Here is a 21,304-nt window from a genome sequence, read left to right on the forward strand (position 1 = left end):
ACAACCCAAGGAGGCGCCATGCTGGGTCTTGATGCACTGGAACTTGCCAGAATACAGTTCGCCTTCACCGTTTCTTTCCATATTATTTTCCCTGCAATTACCATCGGTCTGGCCAGTTATCTGGCGGTGCTGGAAGGGTTGTGGCTGAAAACGCGAAATGAAACCTACCGCGATCTCTATCATTTCTGGTCAAAAATTTTCGCCGTCAACTTCGGCATGGGCGTGGTGTCCGGCCTGGTGATGGCCTATCAGTTCGGCACCAACTGGAGCTTTTTCTCCGAGTTTGCCGGCAGTATCACCGGCCCGTTGCTGACCTATGAAGTGCTGACCGCCTTCTTCCTGGAGGCCGGTTTCCTCGGGGTAATGCTGTTCGGCTGGAACCGCGTCGGCCCTGGGCTGCACTTCTTCGCTACCTGCATGGTGGCGCTGGGGACGCTGATTTCCACCTTCTGGATCCTGGCCTCCAATAGCTGGATGCAAACCCCGCAGGGCCACGAAATCATTAACGGCCAGGTGGTACCGGTCGACTGGCTCAAAGTGATTTTCAACCCGTCATTCCCGTACCGGCTGTTGCACATGTCGACCGCCGCCTTCCTGTCCTCGGCGTTCTTTGTTAGTGCCTCCGCCGCCTGGCATTTGCTGCGCGGGCGTGACACTCCGGCGATGCGCAAAATGCTGTCGATGGCAATGTGGATGGCGCTGATTGTCGCGCCGATACAGGCGATGATCGGCGATGCGCACGGCCTGAATACGCTGAAATATCAGCCGGCAAAAATCGCGGCTATCGAAGGCCACTGGGAAAATCCGCCGGGTGAAGCCACCCCGCTGATCCTGTTCGGCTGGCCGGATATGCAACGCGAGGAAACCCGCTTCAAGCTTGAAGTGCCTTATCTTGGCAGCCTGATCCTGACCCACAGCCTGACCGAGCAGGTACCGGCGCTGAAATCCTTCCCGCCGGAGGACAGGCCGAACTCCACCGTGGTGTTCTGGTCGTTCCGCATCATGGTGGCGCTGGGCATGCTGATGATCCTCGCCGGGGTCTGGAGCCTGTGGCTGCGCTGGCGCGGTGGGTTGTATCAGTCCCGGCCGTTCCTCTACTTCATTTTGTGGATGGGGCCTTCCGGGTTGCTGGCCCTGCTGGCGGGTTGGTTCACTACCGAGATTGGGCGTCAGCCGTGGGTGGTGTATGGCCTGCTGCGCACCAAGGATGCGGTCTCCGCGCACGGCGACCTGCACATGAGCATCAGCCTGCTGGCGTTTATCATCGTCTACTGTTCGGTGTTCGGCGTGGGCTACTCCTACATGATGCGGCTGATCCGCAAAGGGCCGCAGCAGCATGAAGTGCATGAAGATGACACCGAAGGCCGACCGGCACGTCCGCTGTCTGCGGTGAAAGAAACTCTGGATGACAGGAGCTGAGCATGGGCATTGATCTTCCGCTGATTTGGTTTGTGATCATCGTGTTCAGCACCATGATGTACGTGGTAATGGACGGCTTTGATTTGGGTATCGGCATCCTGTTCCCCTGGGTTAAGGACAGCGGTGACCGTGATGTGATGATGAACACCGTCGCCCCGGTGTGGGACGGCAATGAAACCTGGCTGGTACTGGGAGGAGCGGCGCTGTTTGGCGCCTTCCCATTGGCTTACGCGGTGATCCTCGACGCGCTGGCCATTCCGCTGACCCTGATGTTGTTTGGCCTGATCTTCCGCGGCGTGGCCTTTGAGTTTCGCTTCAAGGCCACGGCGGAAAAACGTCACATCTGGGACAAGGCGTTCATCTGGGGATCAGTGTTCGCCACCTTCAGCCAGGGGGTGGTAGTGGGTGCCATCATCAAGGGTTTTCCGGTCAACGGCCGCACCTATGCCGGTGGCGCCCTCGACTGGCTGACCCCGTTCGCGCTGTTTTGCGGGTTGGGGCTGGTGGTGACCTATGCGTTGCTCGGCTGCACCTGGCTGGTGATGAAAACCGCCGGTGACCTGCAGGCGCGGATGTACCGGCTGGCAATGCCACTGTTGGCTACCCTGCTGCTGGTGTTGGCGGTGGTCAGTATCTGGACGCCGATTGCTCACCCGGAGATCGCCACCCGCTGGTTCTCACTGCCGAATCTGTTTGTGCTGCTGCCGGTGCCGATCCTGGTGCTGCTCAGCGCCTGGGGCATTAGGCATGGGGTGAAAAATGCGGCGCACTACTCGCCGTTCTTGCTCACCCTGCTGCTGGTGTTCCTCGGCCTCAGTGGGTTGGGCATCAGCATTTGGCCGCTGTTGATCCCCCCTTCCATCACGCTGTGGCAAGCCGCTGCGCCGCCGCAAAGTCTGGGCTTTATGCTGGTTGGCGCGCTGTTTATCATTCCGATTATTTTGGTTTACACCTTCTGGAGCTACTACGTGTTCCGCGGCAAGGTCAGCCATGAACAGGGTTATCACTGATGAGGGAAGAAACTATGCAGGATAAAACCGCACCTGTACCGGCCCCCTGGTGGAAACGCGTCGGCTGGCTGGTCGTGATCTGGAGCGCCAGCGTGCTGGGGCTGTTCGCGGTCGCTTCGCTGTTCCGCCTGTTGATGAATGCAGCGGGCATGAGATCGCATTAACAATACACGCCCAAATGCCACCTGACCCAGGTGGTTATTTGGGCAACAGTTTTAAACCGGGTTACGGTAACCATCAACGATTTGGTGTGCCATTTCATCAAGTTCAGTGTCATTCATCAGGCGGTTTGCCACAGCTATGAACCTTGCTGTTTCAATATTATCAGCAGTGATGGTAAATACCGTTAAGTTATACAAAAAACGTTCTGTTTCATTTTCTGGTAAATCATCAACACCACCAAAAATCGATTTATAATAATAATCACTAAGCAGGCGCAGTAAAAAAGCAACCTGATTAACATCTACCTTATATTCAACAACCATTACCGTTAGCTTGACGAGAAAAAATGCCCCCCTCAGCGAAGATCCATTAACCAACATGAATGTTGCGCATGATATAAAAGCGGTTTGTTTATTAGCATCAGCAAATGCATGCGATTTTGCTATAGAAATTAAATATACTGCGGCAAGTTAAAATACATCATCACATAAGTGATAGTGGTAATGATTGGCTACCCGACCCAGGGCACCTTCCAGCTTATCAATATCTACTACTGCTCCCTGAGGTAGGGTGACGCGCTGAATATCAATCACCTCTTGAGCAGAAAGAAAGATAAGTTTCTCCATCACTTACCCTCCAAATCCCTTATGGTTTTGGCATGACGTTTTCTCACTTCGTCGACAGCATCTTTGATAGAAAGTTGGTTAGCCGAGTTTGGCTGATTCGCCGATTCAGCTTGTTTTTGCAGAGTATCAATCGTGGTTTTATCGAGCATTCCCTGAAGTTTAATGATTCTCCCAAGCGCTTCGACCTCTTTCGATACTATGGACGGCGTAACCTTATCAGCATTTATAGCCGATACGGCATTACGTACCATTGCCTTTAAAATTTCACTATCCAACACATTGGTTGTTGAAATTAATGATTTGCTATTATCCTGTCCCAGCATTACAGATTCCTTTCCTCGTTGAGTAACAATGAAAGTCTCGCCATCGCGAATTTCATCTAATACCTGAGATAAATCGGCTCGGAGTCGGGTAAAAGTAATTTCTTTCATAGTAACCTCTATCCACGCATGCCTGAGTGTTTATGACAGAGATTAACATTTCAAAAGATGATTATCACGTACCTGTACAGAATGCGACCTCAACCCATTGTTATCGATTCATTAGATAAATGAATCGGCCAACAACGTTTAGCTCAGTTTCTATTGCTATCTTTCAGTGGGATAGAGTCTACCTGAGCCTTATAAATCGTTCAATTAGTGAACTGCGTGACGCTTCGCAAATTCAATAACTACTGGGGTTTTCGCCCCATCGCGCTGAGAAAGCGCTGCTGCAGCCGCAGCAACTCCCCCAGTTCCAATACCCGATAGTCGATGCCAAAGCGCGGTGCCACCTCGGCAATGATACGGCTTAATGCCGGGTAATGGCGGTGGCTCCAGTGCGGGAACAGGTGGTGGGTCAGGTGCAGATTTGCCCCGCCCAACCAATAGCCCAGCCAGCGCGGCCGCGGGAACCAGTCAAAGGTGGTGGCAAACACATGGTGGTACCAGCCGTGCGCTAACGGCCCCTGCGTCGGTGCCTGATAAAATTGCGCCTTGGCCCAGTGGGTGCCGATAATCAACATTACGAACAGCAGTGACGACAACATCTGGCTTAGCAGATAAACCAGCAGGATCTGCCCGACACCGATTGCCGGCGGCAGCAGATAACACGGGATCGCCAACGCCAACAGCAAGTGCGCCGCTTTGCCCGCCAGAAAAATACTCCAACCACGTAGGCCCTGTTGCGCCATCCGCGCCCTGACCCGGGTTCGCCCTGCCCGGTCAAGCCAGTCGAACAGCCAGATGTAATACGGAAAGGTCATCGCCGCCACCAGCGGCCAGTAAAAGCGCTGCGCGCGCATAAAGGGCCGCCAACGCTGGAACGGCGTCTGCCGCAGCACCCCATTGGCGTCAATATCGGGATCGTAATGCTCGATGTTGTTGTGGGCATGATGAAAAATAACGTGCCGCACCCGCCAGCAATCGGGATCTAACCCGAGCGGGATACTCACCAGACAATTCAGCCAGCGGTTGGCCCAGGGCTGCCTGAAAAATGCGTTGTGCGACGCGTCGTGCACCACGTTGACCGTGAGGAACATGCCGATGAAAATGAACCCGAAGTAGCAGGCAAAAAAGCCCCAGAGGCTCTGCTGCTGCAGGCTCACCCCATAACAAAGCGCGCATAGCGCCAGCAGGACAAGCACTTTCGCCAGCATACCGCCGTCGGCAAAACGATGGTCGCGATTGTCGGCCAGATAACCCTGTGCGGCCTGCATCAGCGCACGATGCAGCCCGCTATCATCGCGCTGGAAGGCCAACGGCCGTAACGGCTTCATGGCTGCCCCATCCGGCGTAAGAATTGCTGTTGCTGCGCCAGCAGTTCGCGGTAACCAATGCAGCGGTATTCCATACCGTGTTGCGCCGCCAACTGCGCCACTATGGCGGCCAGCGCCGGATAATGGCGATGATTCCAGCCGGGAAACAGATGGTGGGTCAGATGATAATTCAGCCCGCCGGTCAGGTGTTGCAACCCACGCGGCGAAGTCTGCCAGTCACAGGCGGTCGCGAAATTATGGCGATACCAGCCATGTGGCATGCTTTCGCCCTCCGGCACCGGGTAAAATTCGGCCTGCGCCCAATGGGTTCCCAGCAATAGAAACACCACCAACAACGAGGCGCACATCTGGCTGAGCGCATAGGCCAGCAGCACCCACGGCCAGCCGATACCGTTCTGCTGGCACAGCACCAGGGGGATTGCCAGCACCAACAACAGATGGCCAATCTTGCACAGGATAAACACCGCCCAGCCGCTGCGGCCCGGTAAAATGTTCTTTTCATGCAGCGGGGTTTTCCCCAGGCGATCCGACCAGTCAAATATCCAGGCGATATAGGGCAAGGAGAGTGCGGCAATCAACGGCCAGTACAGGTGCTGATAACGCATATGTTTGCGCCAGCGCTGGAACGGCGTCTGGCGGAAAAAACCATTCTCTTCGGTATCCAGATCGTAGTGTTCGACGTTGGCATAAACGTGGTGATATTCCACATGCCGCACCCGCCAATAATCCGGGTCTACCCCCAGCGGCAGCGTCACCAGCCGCCCCGCCAGTCGGTTGGCCCAGGGGGTGCGTAGAAAAGCATTATGCGAGGCATCGTGGTTCACATTCACGTTGAGTAACATGCCCATCATCACGAACAAAAAATAGCAGGCCAAAAATGCCCAAACCTGCTGCTGCATCAGACTCAGCGCATAAAAGCCCACGCACAGCGCCAACAACAGCGCCGCCTTTGCCAGCCGCCAACCGTCGGCATAGCGATGGTCACCGGCCAGATAGGCATGAGCCGCCCGTTTAAGCGCACGATGAAACGCCTGCTCACCGTCGGCGGGAAACTTCAGTGGTGCCAGTGTGTCAACCATGGGGTTCCTCCACCGGCTTAAGAGCGCGCACGCGGCCCCAGCCTAGCGCCACGCAAACCCCGTGCAATGTGATCAAGGCCATCGCGAGATGCCAATAACGCTGCGACCAGCCGAGGTAACCAATAAACAGCAGCGGAAGGCTCAGCGTAATCATCAACCAGGCGACAACCGCCCAGCGACGCCCTTCGGTCATGCCGCCCAGCGCCATCGAGCCCAACGCCAGCAACACCAGCAGCGCCATCTGCGGCCAGCTGATATCGCTGTAGCCATAGCCGTACTGGTACACATAGCCAATCACCAGCGCAAACAGCAGCATGGCGCCGCTGAACACGCTAAGCGCCGAGTAGCGAAAACGGCCGTTGCTCGCCCTGGGCCGCCAACGCAGGCGAAAGTAACGCAAGAATGGCAGATTGCTGGCCCAGAACGGATTGGCGGAAGGTTTATCGCCGCTAACGCCATACACAAACGGCGTTTCCGGCAGGCTCGGGCAAAAAGTGCCAAACAGCTTGTCCCAAAAAATAAAACTGCCGCCAAAGTTCTGGTTCGAATAGGCCATATCTTTAACGTGATGCACCCGATGATGCGCCGGAGTGACCAGAATGTGTTCCAGCCAGCCGAGTTTGGGGGTCAGCGCATTATGGTTAAACAATTGAATGCTGTAGTGCAGGATAGAAACCGTGACAAACACCGACAGCGGCACGCCCAACAGCGCCAACAGCAGAAAAAACGGGATCGAGGTCAACGACGAATACCAGGAATTGCGCACCCCCAGCGACAGATTGAAATGCTCACCCTGATGATGCACCACATGTACCGCCCACAGCACGCGCAGGTGATGATGCAAGCGATGCAACCAGTAAAAGCCGAAGTCCCACGCCAGCAGGGCAAACAGCCACATCAGCACCGGTGGCCAACTACTCAGCAGATCCAGGCTGAAGTGCGCCGCCACATAGCCGTAACAGGTGATTTCCAGCCCGCGGAACAACCACAGCATGATATGGCCGGAGTTGAGATTGAACACCAGATCGTGCCAGTTGACCTGCTGGCGCTGTGCATACTGCAGCACCAGCGCCTCGCCAATCACCACAAACAGCATGAACAGGATCGGCATCGCCAGTTCGCTCATCCTATCTCTCCTTTGGTGGCATTACGCCGCCAGCTTTGTTTGCGCTGAACCAACCAGCCGGCCAAAAATGCCAGCAACGCCCCACTGACCAGATCGACCAGCAGATGGCGGCGCAGTTGCAAAATGGAAAAGGCAATCGCCAGCGCCCACAGTATCAACAGCGCGGTTCTCACTTTACGCTGCCGGCAGCTCAGTGCCCATACCGCCAGCACCGTCAGCGCCATATGGAGTGAGGGCAGGCAGTTTTGCAGCGAATCCACCTGGGTCAGCGCTGCCAGCAGTTTTGAACTTACGCCGACCCCGCTGTCCGGCGGGTAAGCCATAGTGGTCGGCCACAACAGGTAAACCGCCCCAGCCCCCAACGCCGTCAGCTGCATCGCGGCACGCAACCATCGAACCCGCGGGATCGGTGCCAACAAGTAGCCCAACGGAATAATGATAAAGAAAGACAGGTACAGCCAAATGGCCGTCGAACTAAAGGGGATCCAACGGTCAATCGCCGAAGGGGGAAGCAGCGTGCCCACGCCCTGCAGGCGATCGGTACTGCTATAAATCACCCCAACGAATCCCCAACCCAACAGCATTTGCCACAGCCGGTACGGTAGCGTTTTCATCATGCCGCCACCTGCCGGGTAATCCGTCTTCTCTTGCGGTCAAACTGCGGCATCACCGCCTGCACGCTCAGTTGCCATTCCAGCCCAGCGCTGTCGATGCCATGGCGTTCAAACAAGGCAGACAGCTGCAGCTGGCACTGCGCCAGTTCTGCTTCGCTACAGTCGGCAATCAGTTGTAACTGCCGCTCGCCGCTCTGGATTAGCCGGTAATCGCTGGTCAGCGGCAGCGCATTGGCGATCGCCCGGCTGCATAAATCGGCAAACACCAGTTGAGGCTGGCCAAGGGCATCCGGCAACATCAGTTGATCGTCCCGTCGCCCTTCAATACGGGCAATCGCCATCGACGCCTGTCCACAGGGGCATGGCTCCGTCTGCCTGACCAGCACGTCATCCAGCCGATAGCGTACGATCGGTTGGGTGCTGCGGGTGAAGTCGGTGATTAACGGCGTAAAGCGCTGATCATCAATCCATTGGGGTTCTATATGCAAAAACTCTTCGTTCAGGTGCAGAGTCCCGTGCGCGCAAGTGGCCGCCAGGAAGCCTTCGGTGGCCTGATAGACCTCACCCACCGCCGGAAACACCTGCGCCAACAGCCGTCGGTCTTGCTCTTCCAACACTTCGGCGACCGAAATCACCTTTTTGACCTCGAGCCGAATCTGGTTGGCCAGCACCGCCAGCGCCAGCGCACGCAGTACCTGAGCCGGCGCGACAATAATGGTGGGCGCCTGTTGCTCCAGCCGTGCCAACTGCGCGGTAAAGGGGGCGAAAAGATCGTAAAACTCCAGGCTCAGCCAGCGGTTGTTGACGCTGTGATACAGGTTATTGTCCGCCCGCAGAAACAGCGCCACGCGCTCGCCGGCAAACAGGCCGTCCGGCAGCATTTTCGCCAGCATGCCACCGGCCCAAAGGCTTTGTTCATCCGGGCTGACGACAAAAATACCGCGCTGTCCGGAAGTCCCCGACGACAGGCCCACGCTGTATTTACCGATTTTCGGGCTGAAATCTCGCTGTTGCTCGCTGCGCCGCGCGCAGGCCAGCAGTTGATCGCGCTGCAGCCCGGCGGTGTTCATTTGATCAAACTGCGCCATCATCAGCGCCTTGTCCATCAGTGGCCAGGTGGCAATATCTTGCCGGTTGAAACGCCTGAAATAAGGACTCTTCGCCAGCACCCGGCGCGCAAAACTCTTTAACCGTTTGGCCTGGTATGCCTCCAGCGCCTGGCGGTCGGCAAAAGTTAAGCGTCGGGTGCGAAAGTAATGCCACAGCGTCATCAGCGGGATCATAAATCCCCCTCATGACAGAGCAGAATATTCGCGTTGCCGCTCGCCCATAGCTGATTCAGTCGCTCCAGCGTGCGGTAATAGGCGCTGGCATCGTCCATCACCAGATTGGCCAAGCGTGAAGGCCCGCGCAATTGCTGATAGCTCAGCGGTGACCAGGCCGCGTCGCTGGCCAGCAGCGTCCAGCCAGCGTCGGTGAGAATAAACGCGCCAATGTGCCCGGCCGCATGCCCCGGCAAATCAACCAGCAGGATCTGCCCTTCACTGCCCGGCAGCGCATAGCCGCGATCAAAGGGTGCCAGCAGCGCAGGCAGGCTGACCTGTTGGAAACCCTCGATAAACTGCAGGCCATTCTCAAAATCATCAGGGATCAAACCGGGGATAAAGGCGCGTTTTAATGCCGCGAAGCCCCGTAAGGTACGAGTTTGCCGCCAGCCTTCGCCAGAGCAGATAAAATCGAGGTGTTTGAAATCACGCAGCCCGGCAATATGGTCGGCGTGAAAGTGCGAAATAATCAGCGCCTGAATATCATTAGCGACGTAACCGGCAGACAGCAACTGCTGGCTCAGTGATTCACGGGGGTCGAAATACACCGGCGTCATTTGGCGGTAGATGCGGAAAATGCCGGACTGCGTCTGCTGCTGGAAATAGTGCGCATAGCCGGTATCCCACAGCCAACGGCGATCCCCCACTTCAAGCAAATAAGCGCGGGCCGGGAATTTGCACACCCGGAATCCCGCACCGCGCAGCGCCATACAGCCGATATGGGTACAGTACCCCACCTCAAAAACAGTGACCTTAGCCATGGGGCTGCTCTCCTTGCCGCTTAAGCCACTCGCCGGTGATGCCGATCCCCTCTTCCATCGAATAGCGTGGCCGATAGCCCAACTGTTCCACGGCAAGGGTTTGGCTCAGCGTCATATCGAAATGCACCGCCGCCACGCTATAGCGCGTCAGCATGGGTTCTTTGCCGGTAAAACGGGCCAGCAACTCCAGCCCGCCCGCCAGAGCATACAGCAAGGAATAAGGCACCGCCTGCAACCGGTAGCGCAGCCCCAATTGCTGACGCAGCAGCGAATCCAGCATCTCCACCAGCCGCTGCGGCTGGTGATTAGTGATGTTGTAGGCCGCACCGGATGGCAACCCGTGCTGGCGGCTGGCCAGATCCATCGCATGCACCACGTTAAGTACAAAGGTCAGATCCAATACCGCCTTGCCACCGCCAGGCAACCGTAATAGCCCGCGATCGCGATCCAACTGTTGCAGCACCCGCGGTACAATCACCCGGTCGTGTGGGCCGAACAACCCTCTGGGCCGTAGAATAATATAGGTCGTTTGCGGGTAACGCGGTACCAGTGCCTGCAACCGCTGCTCGGCGGCATATTTGCTGGCGGCGTAATGGTTGGCGAAACGCCTGGCGCGATAGCCTTCGTCAATATTCTGGTGCGGCCGAAAATCGAAATAGATTGCCGGCGTGGAGATGTGAACAAAACGCCGGACGCCACAGTCCCCTGCCGCCTGCGCCAGTTTTTCGGTCGCGGCCTCGTTGGCCTGATAGAACTCTACCTGGCTTCCCCAGGGTGAAGATTTTGCTGCGCAGTGCCAGACCCAATCACAGTTGGCCATCAGTTGACGGCACTGCTCCACCGTGGCCTGCGCCAAATCCAGCGGGCTGAACTCGGCACCCAACTCACGCAGTTCCTGCCCGGCGCGACTGTCACGCCCGGTGGCATGAACCTGATGGCCCGCTTCCAACAGCCACTGTGCCGCGTTACGCCCCAGCCCGCTGGTGGCTCCGGTGACCAACACCCTCATGGCAGCAGCACCATGCCGGCAAGTGACAGCCCGGCGGCGGTGCCGATCAGCATCACCGGCTTACCTGGGTTAAATCGCCCGCCGGTAACCGCAGCGTGTAACGCCGTGGGGATAGATGCCGCCACCTGATTACCGTGATAGCGATAAATATCCACCAGTGCCTCAGGGGGAACATGCAGCCGCTTGCGCATATGTTCGAGCGACAGGTGACTTGCCTGGTGCGGCACCACCGTCGCGATCTGCGCCAGTGTCAGGCCACTGGCTGCCAGCAAACGAGCAAGATAATCTTCGATCAGTGCCGACGCCTGGCGGAACAGCTGTTTGCCCTGCATATGGAACAGGAAATCGCTGTTTGTCATACCGGCGCGCGGGTTGCGCCGCGTCCCCCCGGCACGTATCTCGCACAGCTCGCTACCTTCAGGATAGGTCTCCACCAGGCTGGCCAAAATACCGCTGCTGCCGTCGCCACGCTCGACGATGGCGCAGGCCGCGCCGTCGCCAAAAATCAGCGAGGATTCTTCATGCTCCCAGTCAATACCGCGAGAAGCCAAATCGGCTGAGACAATAGCAATGCGCCGGTAGGTCCCGGCATTCAGCAGCCCGGCGGCCACCTGCAGGGCGGAGATAAAACTGACACAGCTGCTGTTGATATCGAAACCGGCAGTGCCCGGTGCCAGTCCGGCCACCTTAAGAATATGCGCCGCCGTGCAAGGCAGGGCCTGTACTGAAATCGCCGACGCGGAAATCAGCAGGTCTATCGACTGCGCGTCGATACCGTAACGGTTTAAGGCATCCTGCAATGCGGCGACGGCCAGTTCAGCCTGGCTGGCATCATCGGTGGCGTGAAAACGGTAGCTGATACCGGAGCGTTTCTCGACGTAGCCTGTCGGCTTGCACAGCAGGCTATCGAGCGCGGAGGAGTCGACCCGGTTGGGTGGCAGTGCTGCCCCCGTGGCGATGATTTTCAACGGTAGCAACGTGGGTGAACAAGATTGTATTGTCATTATTATTGTTAACTAACCTGCATATCCATAAAGCGATCTCCCGGCGCTATCCTGTGACAGCACCGAGCCATCCCCGGTTTTAAATCCCAAAGTGCCCGCAAAACTGGGCTATTGATTGTTGTTATGCACTGCAAACAGCCGGCGGCCGCCGACAATTAATTGTAACAATACTGAGATAGCAAGTTTACGGCAAGGAAGCAAAAATGCGCAAATCGGCAGGCATTATCTGGCGGTACGATGGGGGAAATAAAAGGAGATCACCAATGTGACCAACGGCAGTGCGCCAATCTTCAACAGTTCAAACACCTGCCTGATGGATTCATTTTGCTCCCAATACGCGTGGGCAACAAAAACGCCCACGCTGATAACGAAGATGCCGCACAATACCTGACGCGCTAGCCGCAATCGCTCCATTTCGTCAAACACCAATGCCGGATCCAATTACAGTGTTTCCACATCCACCTTCACACTCTGATTTTGGATGCTCATGGGAAAACCCCCACCACCTGACCTACCGCCTCCAACACCTCACCGTTCTCGCGCACAATACCAAGAGAGGAACCGTCTTGTTTCACCCACTGCTTGTCAGCAATGCTGATTAGCGCAAAAGCCAAGCGGATCACATCCGTTTTTTTCATTCCATGCCGCTGTGCAATATCGTTCAGATTATCATCAATTTCATTTGATAACCGAATTGGCAAACTACGCATACCCCACCTCCTGTGGCTGTCAGTTAGTGGAGAAAAGCTTACTTCACCAGCGATCATTGTTCAATTAGTGAACTGCGTAACGCTTCGCAAATTCAGCAACTTGCGCGAAATAAACGTCTCATCGAACTGGCAAATATGAAAAGTCAGCCTATTGCTGCCAGATATTAAAGAAGATCGGATTTTACAGCCCACAGACTTTCGAACTTTTGCACCCAACCTGCACTATACTGCCCCTTGCATCGTCAATGATTGACGGACGACGCCAATGGCCGGCCTGTTGCCGGCCTTTGTTTTTTTCGAGGAGAAGCAATGCAAAAATCTCACAACCACCGCAAGCACCTGACCCGTACCGAGGTCACCCGCCTGCTGCAACAGGCCGCCGCCGGACGAGCGCCCGAGCGAGACAGCTGCCTGATCTGGATGGGTTTCATTCACGGCTGCCGCGTTAGTGAGCTTAACGGCCTGCGCATGGCGGACCTGGATATGGAAAGCGGTTGCGTCTATATGAACCGCCTTAAAAACGGGCTATCCACCATCCATCCGCTGGAAACCACCGAGAAAAATCTACTGACCCGCTGGCTGGAAAAACGCCGGTCCTGTCGCAATCTGGAGGATGAAGAGTGGCTGTTTCTGTCGCAGAAAGGCTACCGGCTGTCGCGCCAGCGTATTTATCGCATGTTGCAGGCTTACGGTAAGCAGGCCGGACTTGATGTGGACGCCCATCCGCACATGTTGCGCCATGCCTGTGGCTATGCGCTGGCGGATAATGGCGCCGATACCCGGGTGATCCAGGACTATCTGGGACACCGTAATATTCAGCATACGGTGCTGTACACCGCGGCCAATGCCGGACGATTTAAACACCTGTGGAAGGAGGAAAAAGAGGAGGAAAATGTAACAATTTGAGTCAAACTGACAACTAAACTAGGAATATCCTGAAAAAAAGTCAATGTTTGTTTTGTGGTTTTTTTATCCTTACCTATAACTCTATTAATATCAACAAAATAAATTCATCCCTCACTAACGTCTTCACATGACCATTCCGATCAATTCCAGGTTTTTCGACACGGTCAGCCGATTTCTTTTATCTCCCTGAATCATTACTGAATAATTAAGCAGCATCACTCACCAATTTAAACACCATCCATGGTGTTATATCCCATACATCACTCCAAACCAATCAACCAGTAGAACTATCTGCCTAATGTGACAGTTTGACTCAAAATGTTGCGTTTGCATCGCTATGGCAACACGAGCGTCGGCTAAAAAAAGGACAACTCAATCAATGAGTTAAATGGACATTGTGCAAGAATGCACTCCTCAAGGAATCCTATCTATGAAAAAAACACTTCTGGTCACTTCATTGGCTACGATCGCATTATTTTCGACCGCTTCGGCATTTGCTGCTGACGGTAACATCAACTTCACGGGTGATATCAAAGATGCAACCTGTGAGGTCGATTTGGCTGCGGGAGCAACGGCGATCAGTGTCCCTATGGGAACGCTGAATAAAACGGCCTTTTCAGGGGCCGGCTCTACCGGTACCTCCAGCAAATTCACCATCAATCTGAAAAATTGCCCAACGGCCTATACCAAAGCCAACGTCGAATTTGACGGCACTGCGGCAGGCAACGACAAAAAAATACTGGCTCTGACCGCGGGCACCACTGCCGCACCTGCTGCTACCGGGGTTGGGATCCAAATCAGCGATAAAAGCGACACCGTTTTGGCATTAAAAACTCCTTCTGCCAGCTATGACTTGAAGACCGGTGCGACAGACGTTAACAAACTGGACTTTAGCGCGCGCTATGTTGCCACGTCAGCGACAGTGACTTCCGGCGTAGCTAACTCCAGCGCTACTTTCAACGTCAAGTACAACTAAACGCGAATTCGGCCTCTTTGAGGTTGTTTGACTTTGCAGGGACTGCCCGCCGGGTCGTCCCTTTTCAGGGAGAAACTGGGCATGAAAGCATTGCAGGTCGCGCTGTACCTTGGGTTGATATTGAGCAGCAGTCTGGTACAGGCTGGTGTGGTGATTGGGGCAACCCGAGTGGTGTACGACGGTGGATTGCGGGAATCCTCATTAAGCGTCAGTAACCCGGATAAAGTCCCTTACCTGATCCAGTCCTGGGTCGATCCACAAACCGCAGGCAGCGAGAAAGCCCCGTTTATCCTGACACCCCCACTGTTTCGTTTAGAAGGGGGGGACAAGAACGTACTGCGAATAGTGCGCCTGGGCGGCAATTTGCCAAAAGACCGTGAATCGCTGTACTGGTTGAATGTGAAAGCCATTCCTTCGTCTGAGAATAAAGACAATACCCTCCAAATAGCGGTGAACACCCGCATCAAACTGATATATCGCCCAGAACAGTTGAAAGACAAATCGCCGGAGGCGGTTGCCGGGCAATTGAGCTGGTCACGGCAAGGCGGAAAATTGCGGGTCAACAACCCTACACCGTATTACATGAACTTTCAGAGTGTGAAGATCGAGGGGCAAGAGGTGCGGGATGCAACCTATGTCGCGCCATTCAGCAGTGCGGATTTTGCTTTGCAAGAAGTGAAAGCTGGCAATGCGGTGAGTTGGATAGTTATCAACGATTTTGGCGGTAGCGGTGCCACCCAACAGGGCAGATTAGCAGGGTGATATTGACTCTTCACAGTGAGGTGAAAAGGCAAACAAGGGAGTGTGGCAATGAGCACGGAAACAGACCGACGATATCGCCAAGTGCCTCTGGCGGGGCTAATAGTCTTGCAACTGGTGTTACAGCCGACAGCACAAAGTCGTGATTATTTTAACCCGGCATTGCTGACTATTGGGACACCCCAACAGGATGGCGTGGACTTATCGGCATTTGAGAACGCCGGTGGGCAAATACCCGGCGTTTATCGGGTCGATATTTTTCTTAATCAGCAAATGGTGGCGACACGCTCGGTGACTTTTCATGCCGACCCCAAGGGGGATGGGCTACAACCCTGCCTGAGCATGGCGGAACTGGGCGATTACGGCGTTCAGGTGAGTCGCTTTCCAACTCTGGGGGCCGCAGACAGCACCTGTGTCGATCTGACGGCAATACCACAGGCTTCATCACGTTTGCAGTTTAACCAGCAGCGGTTGCTGCTGAGCATTCCACAGGCGGCGATTAAACAGCAGCCGCGCGGTTATGTTTCCCCGGCACAATGGGACGAAGGCGTTCCAGCGCTATTACTTAACTATAGCCTGAGCGGGGCCAACACCTATGCCAGAAATGAGAGTGGGAGCAATGGTAACAATCAGTATGCCAACCTGCGCCCAGGAGCGAACCTCGGGCCATGGCGGTTGCGTAACTACACCACCTGGGGTCGCGACAGTGATGGACAAGACAAGTGGAATACGGTTTATACCTACGCCCAGCGTAACCTGATTGGGTTACAGAGCCAGATGACATTGGGTGACAGCAACGCGCCCAGTGAGGTGTTTGACGCAGTGCCCTTCCGTGGCGGACAGCTGGCTTCGGATGACGACATGCTACCGGATAGCCTGCGAGGTTATGCGCCGATAGTCCGCGGCATTGCCCGAACCAATGCCCAGGTGGTAGTACGCCAAAACGGCTATGAGATTTACCGTACCTATGTAGCGCCGGGGGCATTTGTTATTGACGATATGTACCCCACCGGCGGCAGCGGCGACCTGCATGTCACCATCAAAGAAGCCGATGGCAGCGAACAACAGCTAGTGGTGCCCTTCGCCTCCCTACCCGTGTTGCAGCGTGAAGGACGGCTCAAATACAGCCTGACGGCAGGCCAATACCGCAGTTATGACCACAGCGTGGATAAAAGTGCCCTGATGCAGGGAACGGCCATTTATGGTCTGCCGTGGAACAGTACTTTGTATGGTGGCGTGCAGATGGCACAGCGTTACCAGTCGGCCGCACTGGGGGTGGGCAACAACCTTGGTGACTGGGGGGCATTCTCGGTGGATGTGACCCAGTCGCGGGGCCAGCAAAAAGGGCTGGACAGACAGACCGGGCAGTCGTGGCGTATGCGTTACAGCAAAAATATGGTGCAGACCGGCACCAACTTCGCTATTGCCGGTTATCGCTATTCGACGGCGGGGTTTTATGCCCTGTCGGAGGTGTTGGACACCTGGCGTAGCGGAGAGATGGCCTACTGGGCGTATGAGCGGCGACGCAACCGGGCGGAACTGAGCATGAGCCAGCAGTTATGGCAGGACGGCGGTTCGCTCTCGCTCAGTGCGATACGCGAAGATTACTGGAACAGCGATCGCAGCATGGCCTCGTTGGGACTGGGCTACAGCAACAGTTGGCAAGGGATCAGCTACGGGGTGAACTGGAGTTATAACCGTAATAGTTTCGGGCCGCAGCGCAGTAACGACCAGCAAATCGTCTTCAATCTCAACATGCCGCTAAACCTGTGGGACAACAACAGCAGTTGGGTGAACTACAACCTGAACAATACCAAGGGCGGTGCGACCAGCCAGTCTCTGGGGCTGAGCGGGATGGCGCTACGGGATAACAGCCTGAGCTGGGCGGCGCAGCAGAATTATGGCAGCCGAGGGCAAGGTTACGGCGGCAACCTTAATCTGGACTATAAGGGGACTTACGGCGAGCTTAGCTCGGGCTACGGTTATGACCGCAACAGCCAGCGGCTGAATTATGGTCTGCAAGGCAGCGTGGTGGCGCATGCCAGTGGCGTGACCCTGGGGCAACCCCTGGGCGAGACGGCAGCGCTGGTGGCCATGCCCGGCGCAGCCGGTGTGAGCGTCAATAACCAGACCGGTGTGCGCACTGACTGGCGTGGTTATGCGTTGGTGCCGTACCTGACCCCCTATCGCAGTACCGACGTCACGCTGGCGACAGAAACCTTATCGGCAGATACCGACGTGGCGCAAACCAGCCACCGTGTGGTACCCACGCGCGGAGCGCTGGTGAGGGCGACGTTCAGCGCCAAAGTGGGTGCGAGGGTGCTGATGACACTAACGCAAGGCAATGGCAAGCCGGTGCCCTTTGGCGCCACGGTGAGCGAAGCCGATCAAAACGCGGCACAAGGCAGCATCGTCGGTGATGCCGGGCAGGTCTACCTGAGTGGCCTCGCTGAGCAAGGGAAACTGAGGGTGCTATGGGGAAACGGCAATACCGGTCAGTGCTGGGTCAATTATCAATTGCCCACCACGCCCCAGCCGGGTGGCGTAGTGCAAATCAATGAGGTGTGCAGATGAATATTCCAATAAAAAAAAGAAGGCTGACAATCGCAACAACATATTGCCTAAAGACGCGATGCCTGGTGGCTGGCGTCGCGCTGATGGGGTTGTATAGCCAGCAGGGACTGGCGTTTGACTGTCGCCCCAGAACTGCCTCCATTACTTTAGATCTGGGAAACATTGATCTTAAGAAAGACATCGCAAATTTCACAAATTTGAGCCCCATAATCGACAGCATCGAAACAGGCCATAACTGCCTGGCCGATGCTTCATATACACTTTCAGGTGTTAAGGCTTATGGTGCTGATACGGGACAAAAGATAGGGGTGATCAAAATTTTTGCTTCGAATGTCTCTGGTGTTGGCTTTACCATGGCAGCACGAGAAAGCAACCAATCCTTCTACGCCACCTGGATTGGTCAGAGCTACGGATATCCCCCGCGCTTTAATGATGCCGTATTGGTAGCAGGGCGAGGCCCCATCATGCCTCATGGTTCTCCGCCAGAAGGCTACAACTATAGAATGACGGCATCTATTCAACTGTATAAAACAGGTGATATTGGTTCAGGCACCCTATCGGGTAAAATTGGCGCCCTTATTGCCTACCACAACGCCAACCCCCCAAGGTGGGCCACCGAAATTCCCATCTATATCACCGGTACCATAACCAAAGCGACCTGTTCTCTCACCAACACCAGTATCAGCGTCCCCTTGGGTGATATCTCCGCCACCAATTTCTCCAGTATTGGCGCCACCTTTAGTGAAAAAAAATTCAACGTGGACTTGAACTGTGACCCAGAGATTAAAGTCAGCGTTTCCCTGAGTGGAACCCAAAGCACCGAAACCACAGATACCAGCGTCCTGGCGCTGACCGGTGCCGGGCAAAGCGGCGTGGTTAGCGGGCTGGGGGTACAGATATTGTCTGATGGGACATTGCTCAAGCGGGGTACCAACCTACTGGTTAAAACGGTGGCCGGGGGTAAAGAATCCCTGCCGTTCAGTGCTCGTTATTACCAAACCAAAAAGGATGTCACCGTTGGCAAAGCCAATACTGCCGCCACGCTGAATATCACCTATCAGTAACTCAATATGTCATTTATGGAAAACACAACAGGAGAAGGAATATGCTGAGGATTATTCGCCAACCGGCGTTATGGATATTGTGCAGTGGTTTAGGCGCCAACGGTTTGGCTCAGGCCGACGCGGTAACGCTCAATATCACCGGTAATGTAATTGCCGCCCCTTGTGTCATTGATGGTGCCAGCTCTCTGGATATTAAACTGGACGATATCGTGGTCAGCAAATTGCAAAAGTCCGGCGATACCAGCCCGTTTAAAAGTTTCGATTTAAAACTGAAGGACTGCCCGACTGCGACCACCAAGGTAACGGCCAGCTACACTGGCACAGTATCCCCTCACTATAGCGACAGTTTTATCAATACCGGCACCGCAGGACAGTTGGCGCTGTATGTTCAGGATGGCGCAAGCAAGACAATTACTCCTAACACCACCCGCCAGGTAGACGTGAACAGCACTTCCAAAACAGCGGTGTTTAGCCAGAAGGTGCAGATTTATTCGAAAGGCTCTGCCACCGCCGGCACGGTAATCGGCAATATCGTGGTGTCCTTTACCTATCAATAACTCATTGCGACGACAAGGAATCTGTCATGCACATGGTAGCTTTAAAGACTGCTCGGGCGCTACTGACGCTAATGCTTTGCAGTGGTGTTGTCTGGGCCGACGATGCCAGTGTCAATATTACCGGACGCGTGCTGTCGGCAGCTTGTGAGCCGACGGTTGACCCGCTGGCAGTGGACTTGGGCACCCTGTCGCGCAGCATATTAAGCAGCAAGGGCGTGACAGGTTCCCATACAGACTTCACATTGCGCCTAAAGAGCTGCCCGGCAGAGGTCAGCCAGGTACAGGTTCAGTTTGATGGCGTCGCCGCAACCGGAGATAGCACTGCATTAGCCCTGACCGGCAGCAGCGTGGCGAAAGGGGTCGGTGTGCAACTGCTGGACGGTGCGAAAAAAGTGTTGGCACCGGGGACGCGCTCACCGTTGATGTCAATCATCGGGGGTAATAGCACCGTGAATTCTCTGGCCTTCAGCGCACGCTACATCGCCACCAGCGACACGGTGACCGCTGGCAGTGCCAATGCCAGCGCCACCTTTACCATTTGGTACAACAATTGAAGCTCACGCCGGTTCATCCCTTTGTGGCATCGCGTTGCACGCACGCAGGTCCGCAGCCGCTCCGTGAGCCTGCTCGCCAGGCTCTGCTGCCTGCCTATCTGCTCGCACGGTTGACCCCCACGGAACGCCATATTGTACAGGCGCTGCTCAGCGGCCAGGACTTGACGGCGATTGCCTGGAAGCTGCAGCGCGATATCCGCACCATCAGCAGCCACAAGCAACGGGCGATGGGCAAGCTCGGCCTGACCAGCAATGCCATGCTGTATGCGCTGGGGGCGCTGCTCAATCCGCCGTTATCTGCGGATATTACCGCCCGCCGTCAGTTACTGGCGCCACGCGAGCAACAGGTGCTGAATGCCCTGCTCAATGGCCTTAGCGTGTCGGACATCGCACACCAGCAGGCACGCAGCGTTAAAACGGTCAGTTTCCAGAAGCGCCACTTAATGCAGAAGTTGGGGTTGCACAGCGAGGTGGAGTTATTCGCTCTGGCACCGCAGCAAGCGAGAGCCTTGCTGGCAAACTGGCCGGCGTCGACGGAACTGGGGCTGAGGGAAGAAAAAGTTTGTATCACGAACACCCCCATCTGACAGCGTGCGTTTCGCCAGATGGAGGGTAATAGAGGTGGGAAATTTCTTTAGCGGCGATTACGCACCAGTTGGTAACGGCGGGTCAGGTATTCCACCGGTACGCTCCAGATATGCACCAGGCGACAGAACGGGAACAGCACGAACAGCGTCATGCCCAGCACCATATGCAGTTTAAAAATCGGCGCAACGCCCACCAGATGTTCTGATGCACCGGCGTGGAAGGTCACCACTGCCTGTGCCCAGCCCACCAGCTTCATCATCTCGCTGCCGTCCATATGCTGGGCGGAGAACGGAATGGTCAGCAGCCCCAGGCACACCTGCACCACCAACAGCGTCAGGATCATGATATCGGCAAAACTGCTGGTCGCCCGCACCCGCGGGTTGGTCAACCGGCGTTTCAGCAGCAGCGCCCCGCCAATCAACGTCATTACGCCGCAGGCACCACCGGCGATCATCGCCAGTTTCTGCTTCACGTCGATCGGCAGGAAGGATTCATACATCCAGTGCGGCGTCAGCATGCCGAGGAAGTGCCCGGCGAAGATGCCCAAAATGCCGATGTGGAACAGGTTGGAGGCCAGTCGCATTCCTTTTTTATCCAGCATCTGGCTGGATCCGGCGCGCCAGCTGTATTGGCCGTAATCGTAACGCAGCCAACTGCCGATCAGGAAAATCGCCCCCGCCAGATAGGGGTAAATATCGAAGAAGAACTGATTTAAAAATTGCATG

25 protein-coding genes are annotated in these 21,304 nt (G+C 55.5%); 11 read left to right on the top strand and 14 right to left on the bottom strand.

Annotation, left to right across the window (positions count from 1 at the left end; translation table 11 throughout):
* Positions 1-18 precede the first annotated feature (18 nt).
* From M2406_RS08855 to M2406_RS08865, 3 genes are read left to right on the top strand one after another with little or no spacing between them, the layout of a single operon-like run.
* Positions 19-1,419, top strand: coding sequence for a cytochrome ubiquinol oxidase subunit I (locus tag M2406_RS08855; RefSeq protein ID WP_037419213.1), 1,401 nt, complete (start codon positions 19-21; stop codon positions 1,417-1,419).
* A 2-nt stretch (positions 1,420-1,421) separates the two neighbouring features.
* Complete coding sequence (gene cydB / locus M2406_RS08860; protein ID WP_259189658.1) at positions 1,422-2,429, top strand: cytochrome d ubiquinol oxidase subunit II; 1,008 nt, start codon at positions 1,422-1,424, stop codon at positions 2,427-2,429.
* A 14-nt stretch (positions 2,430-2,443) separates the two neighbouring features.
* Positions 2,444-2,593: a DUF2474 domain-containing protein gene (locus tag M2406_RS08865; protein ID WP_071593056.1), complete on the top strand. Its 150-nt coding sequence runs from the start codon at positions 2,444-2,446 to the stop codon at positions 2,591-2,593.
* 51 nt (positions 2,594-2,644) lie between these two features.
* On the opposite strand, the gene M2406_RS08870 is transcribed toward M2406_RS08865, so the two are convergent.
* From M2406_RS08870 to M2406_RS08930, 13 genes are all read right to left on the bottom strand, one after another.
* Positions 2,645-2,971: a hypothetical protein gene (locus M2406_RS08870; RefSeq protein ID WP_259189659.1), complete on the bottom strand. Its 327-nt coding sequence runs from the start codon at positions 2,969-2,971 to the stop codon at positions 2,645-2,647.
* 90 nt (positions 2,972-3,061) lie between these two features.
* Positions 3,062-3,217: a hypothetical protein gene (locus M2406_RS08875; protein ID WP_259189660.1), complete on the bottom strand. Its 156-nt coding sequence runs from the start codon at positions 3,215-3,217 to the stop codon at positions 3,062-3,064.
* Positions 3,217-3,648 carry a type II toxin-antitoxin system Phd/YefM family antitoxin gene (locus M2406_RS08880; protein WP_259189661.1) on the bottom strand — a complete coding sequence of 144 codons (432 nt, stop codon included), beginning with the start codon at positions 3,646-3,648 and terminating at the stop codon, positions 3,217-3,219. The genes M2406_RS08875 and M2406_RS08880 overlap by 1 nt, the downstream gene beginning before the upstream one ends.
* A gap of 239 nt (positions 3,649-3,887) precedes the next feature.
* On the bottom strand, positions 3,888-4,973 hold the full coding sequence (locus M2406_RS08885) for an acyl-CoA desaturase (RefSeq protein ID WP_259189662.1): 1,086 nt from the start codon (positions 4,971-4,973) through the stop codon (positions 3,888-3,890).
* The gene (locus M2406_RS08890) at positions 4,970-6,052 is read right to left on the bottom strand and encodes an acyl-CoA desaturase (protein WP_259189663.1); all 1,083 of its coding nucleotides are present in this window, start codon (positions 6,050-6,052) and stop codon (positions 4,970-4,972) included. Before M2406_RS08890 ends, M2406_RS08885 begins: the two co-directional genes overlap by 4 nt.
* Positions 6,045-7,178 (bottom strand): sterol desaturase family protein, encoded by a 1,134-nt coding sequence (locus M2406_RS08895; RefSeq protein WP_259189665.1) that lies wholly within the window; start codon positions 7,176-7,178, stop codon positions 6,045-6,047. Before M2406_RS08895 ends, M2406_RS08890 begins: the two co-directional genes overlap by 8 nt.
* Positions 7,175-7,792, bottom strand: coding sequence for a phosphatase PAP2 family protein (locus tag M2406_RS08900; protein ID WP_165366779.1), 618 nt, complete (start codon positions 7,790-7,792; stop codon positions 7,175-7,177). The genes M2406_RS08895 and M2406_RS08900 overlap by 4 nt, the downstream gene beginning before the upstream one ends.
* Positions 7,792-9,075, bottom strand: coding sequence for a F390 synthetase-related protein (locus M2406_RS08905; protein ID WP_259189666.1), 1,284 nt, complete (start codon positions 9,073-9,075; stop codon positions 7,792-7,794). Before M2406_RS08905 ends, M2406_RS08900 begins: the two co-directional genes overlap by 1 nt.
* On the bottom strand, positions 9,072-9,878 hold the full coding sequence (locus tag M2406_RS08910) for an MBL fold metallo-hydrolase (protein WP_259189667.1): 807 nt from the start codon (positions 9,876-9,878) through the stop codon (positions 9,072-9,074). Before M2406_RS08910 ends, M2406_RS08905 begins: the two co-directional genes overlap by 4 nt.
* Positions 9,871-10,887, bottom strand: coding sequence for an NAD(P)-dependent oxidoreductase (locus M2406_RS08915; protein WP_259189668.1), 1,017 nt, complete (start codon positions 10,885-10,887; stop codon positions 9,871-9,873). The genes M2406_RS08910 and M2406_RS08915 overlap by 8 nt, the downstream gene beginning before the upstream one ends.
* Positions 10,884-11,891 (bottom strand): 3-oxoacyl-[acyl-carrier-protein] synthase III C-terminal domain-containing protein, encoded by a 1,008-nt coding sequence (locus tag M2406_RS08920; RefSeq protein ID WP_259189669.1) that lies wholly within the window; start codon positions 11,889-11,891, stop codon positions 10,884-10,886. The genes M2406_RS08915 and M2406_RS08920 overlap by 4 nt, the downstream gene beginning before the upstream one ends.
* Before the next feature lie 222 nt (positions 11,892-12,113).
* Complete coding sequence (locus M2406_RS08925) at positions 12,114-12,305, bottom strand: hypothetical protein (RefSeq protein ID WP_405050621.1); 192 nt, start codon at positions 12,303-12,305, stop codon at positions 12,114-12,116.
* 71 nt (positions 12,306-12,376) lie between these two features.
* The gene (locus tag M2406_RS08930) at positions 12,377-12,601 is read right to left on the bottom strand and encodes a hypothetical protein (RefSeq protein WP_135316955.1); all 225 of its coding nucleotides are present in this window, start codon (positions 12,599-12,601) and stop codon (positions 12,377-12,379) included.
* 309 nt (positions 12,602-12,910) lie between these two features.
* Between M2406_RS08930 and M2406_RS08935 the strand changes: the two genes are divergently transcribed.
* The 8 genes from M2406_RS08935 to M2406_RS08970 all read left to right on the top strand — a co-directional run bounded on the left by M2406_RS08935 (position 12,911) and on the right by M2406_RS08970 (position 20,578).
* Positions 12,911-13,507, top strand: coding sequence for a tyrosine-type DNA invertase (locus M2406_RS08935; protein ID WP_012145594.1), 597 nt, complete (start codon positions 12,911-12,913; stop codon positions 13,505-13,507).
* 430 nt (positions 13,508-13,937) lie between these two features.
* Entirely contained in the window at positions 13,938-14,483 is a 546-nt protein-coding gene (locus M2406_RS08940; protein WP_012145595.1) for a fimbrial protein, read from the top strand.
* 81 nt (positions 14,484-14,564) lie between these two features.
* A complete protein-coding gene (locus tag M2406_RS08945; RefSeq protein WP_259189671.1) occupies positions 14,565-15,245 on the top strand; it encodes a molecular chaperone in 681 nt (226 codons plus the stop codon).
* A gap of 48 nt (positions 15,246-15,293) precedes the next feature.
* Positions 15,294-17,816, top strand: coding sequence for a fimbria/pilus outer membrane usher protein (locus M2406_RS08950; RefSeq protein ID WP_259189672.1), 2,523 nt, complete (start codon positions 15,294-15,296; stop codon positions 17,814-17,816).
* Positions 17,813-18,880 carry a fimbrial protein gene (locus tag M2406_RS08955; protein ID WP_259189673.1) on the top strand — a complete coding sequence of 356 codons (1,068 nt, stop codon included), beginning with the start codon at positions 17,813-17,815 and terminating at the stop codon, positions 18,878-18,880. Before M2406_RS08950 ends, M2406_RS08955 begins: the two co-directional genes overlap by 4 nt.
* 41 nt (positions 18,881-18,921) lie before the next feature.
* Positions 18,922-19,437 carry a fimbrial protein gene (locus tag M2406_RS08960; protein ID WP_259189674.1) on the top strand — a complete coding sequence of 172 codons (516 nt, stop codon included), beginning with the start codon at positions 18,922-18,924 and terminating at the stop codon, positions 19,435-19,437.
* Between the two features lie 26 nt (positions 19,438-19,463).
* Complete coding sequence (locus tag M2406_RS08965; RefSeq protein WP_259189675.1) at positions 19,464-19,991, top strand: fimbrial protein; 528 nt, start codon at positions 19,464-19,466, stop codon at positions 19,989-19,991.
* Positions 19,992-20,014: 23 nt separating this feature from the next.
* Complete coding sequence (locus M2406_RS08970; protein WP_259189676.1) at positions 20,015-20,578, top strand: LuxR C-terminal-related transcriptional regulator; 564 nt, start codon at positions 20,015-20,017, stop codon at positions 20,576-20,578.
* A 47-nt stretch (positions 20,579-20,625) separates the two neighbouring features.
* On the opposite strand, the gene narI is transcribed toward M2406_RS08970, so the two are convergent.
* The gene (gene narI / locus M2406_RS08975) at positions 20,626-21,303 is read right to left on the bottom strand and encodes a respiratory nitrate reductase subunit gamma (RefSeq protein ID WP_012145603.1); all 678 of its coding nucleotides are present in this window, start codon (positions 21,301-21,303) and stop codon (positions 20,626-20,628) included.
* Position 21,304 lies beyond the last annotated feature (1 nt).

This window comes from Serratia sp. BIGb0163, assembly GCF_024809935.1.
GTDB classification, from domain to species: domain Bacteria; phylum Pseudomonadota; class Gammaproteobacteria; order Enterobacterales; family Enterobacteriaceae; genus Serratia; species Serratia quinivorans.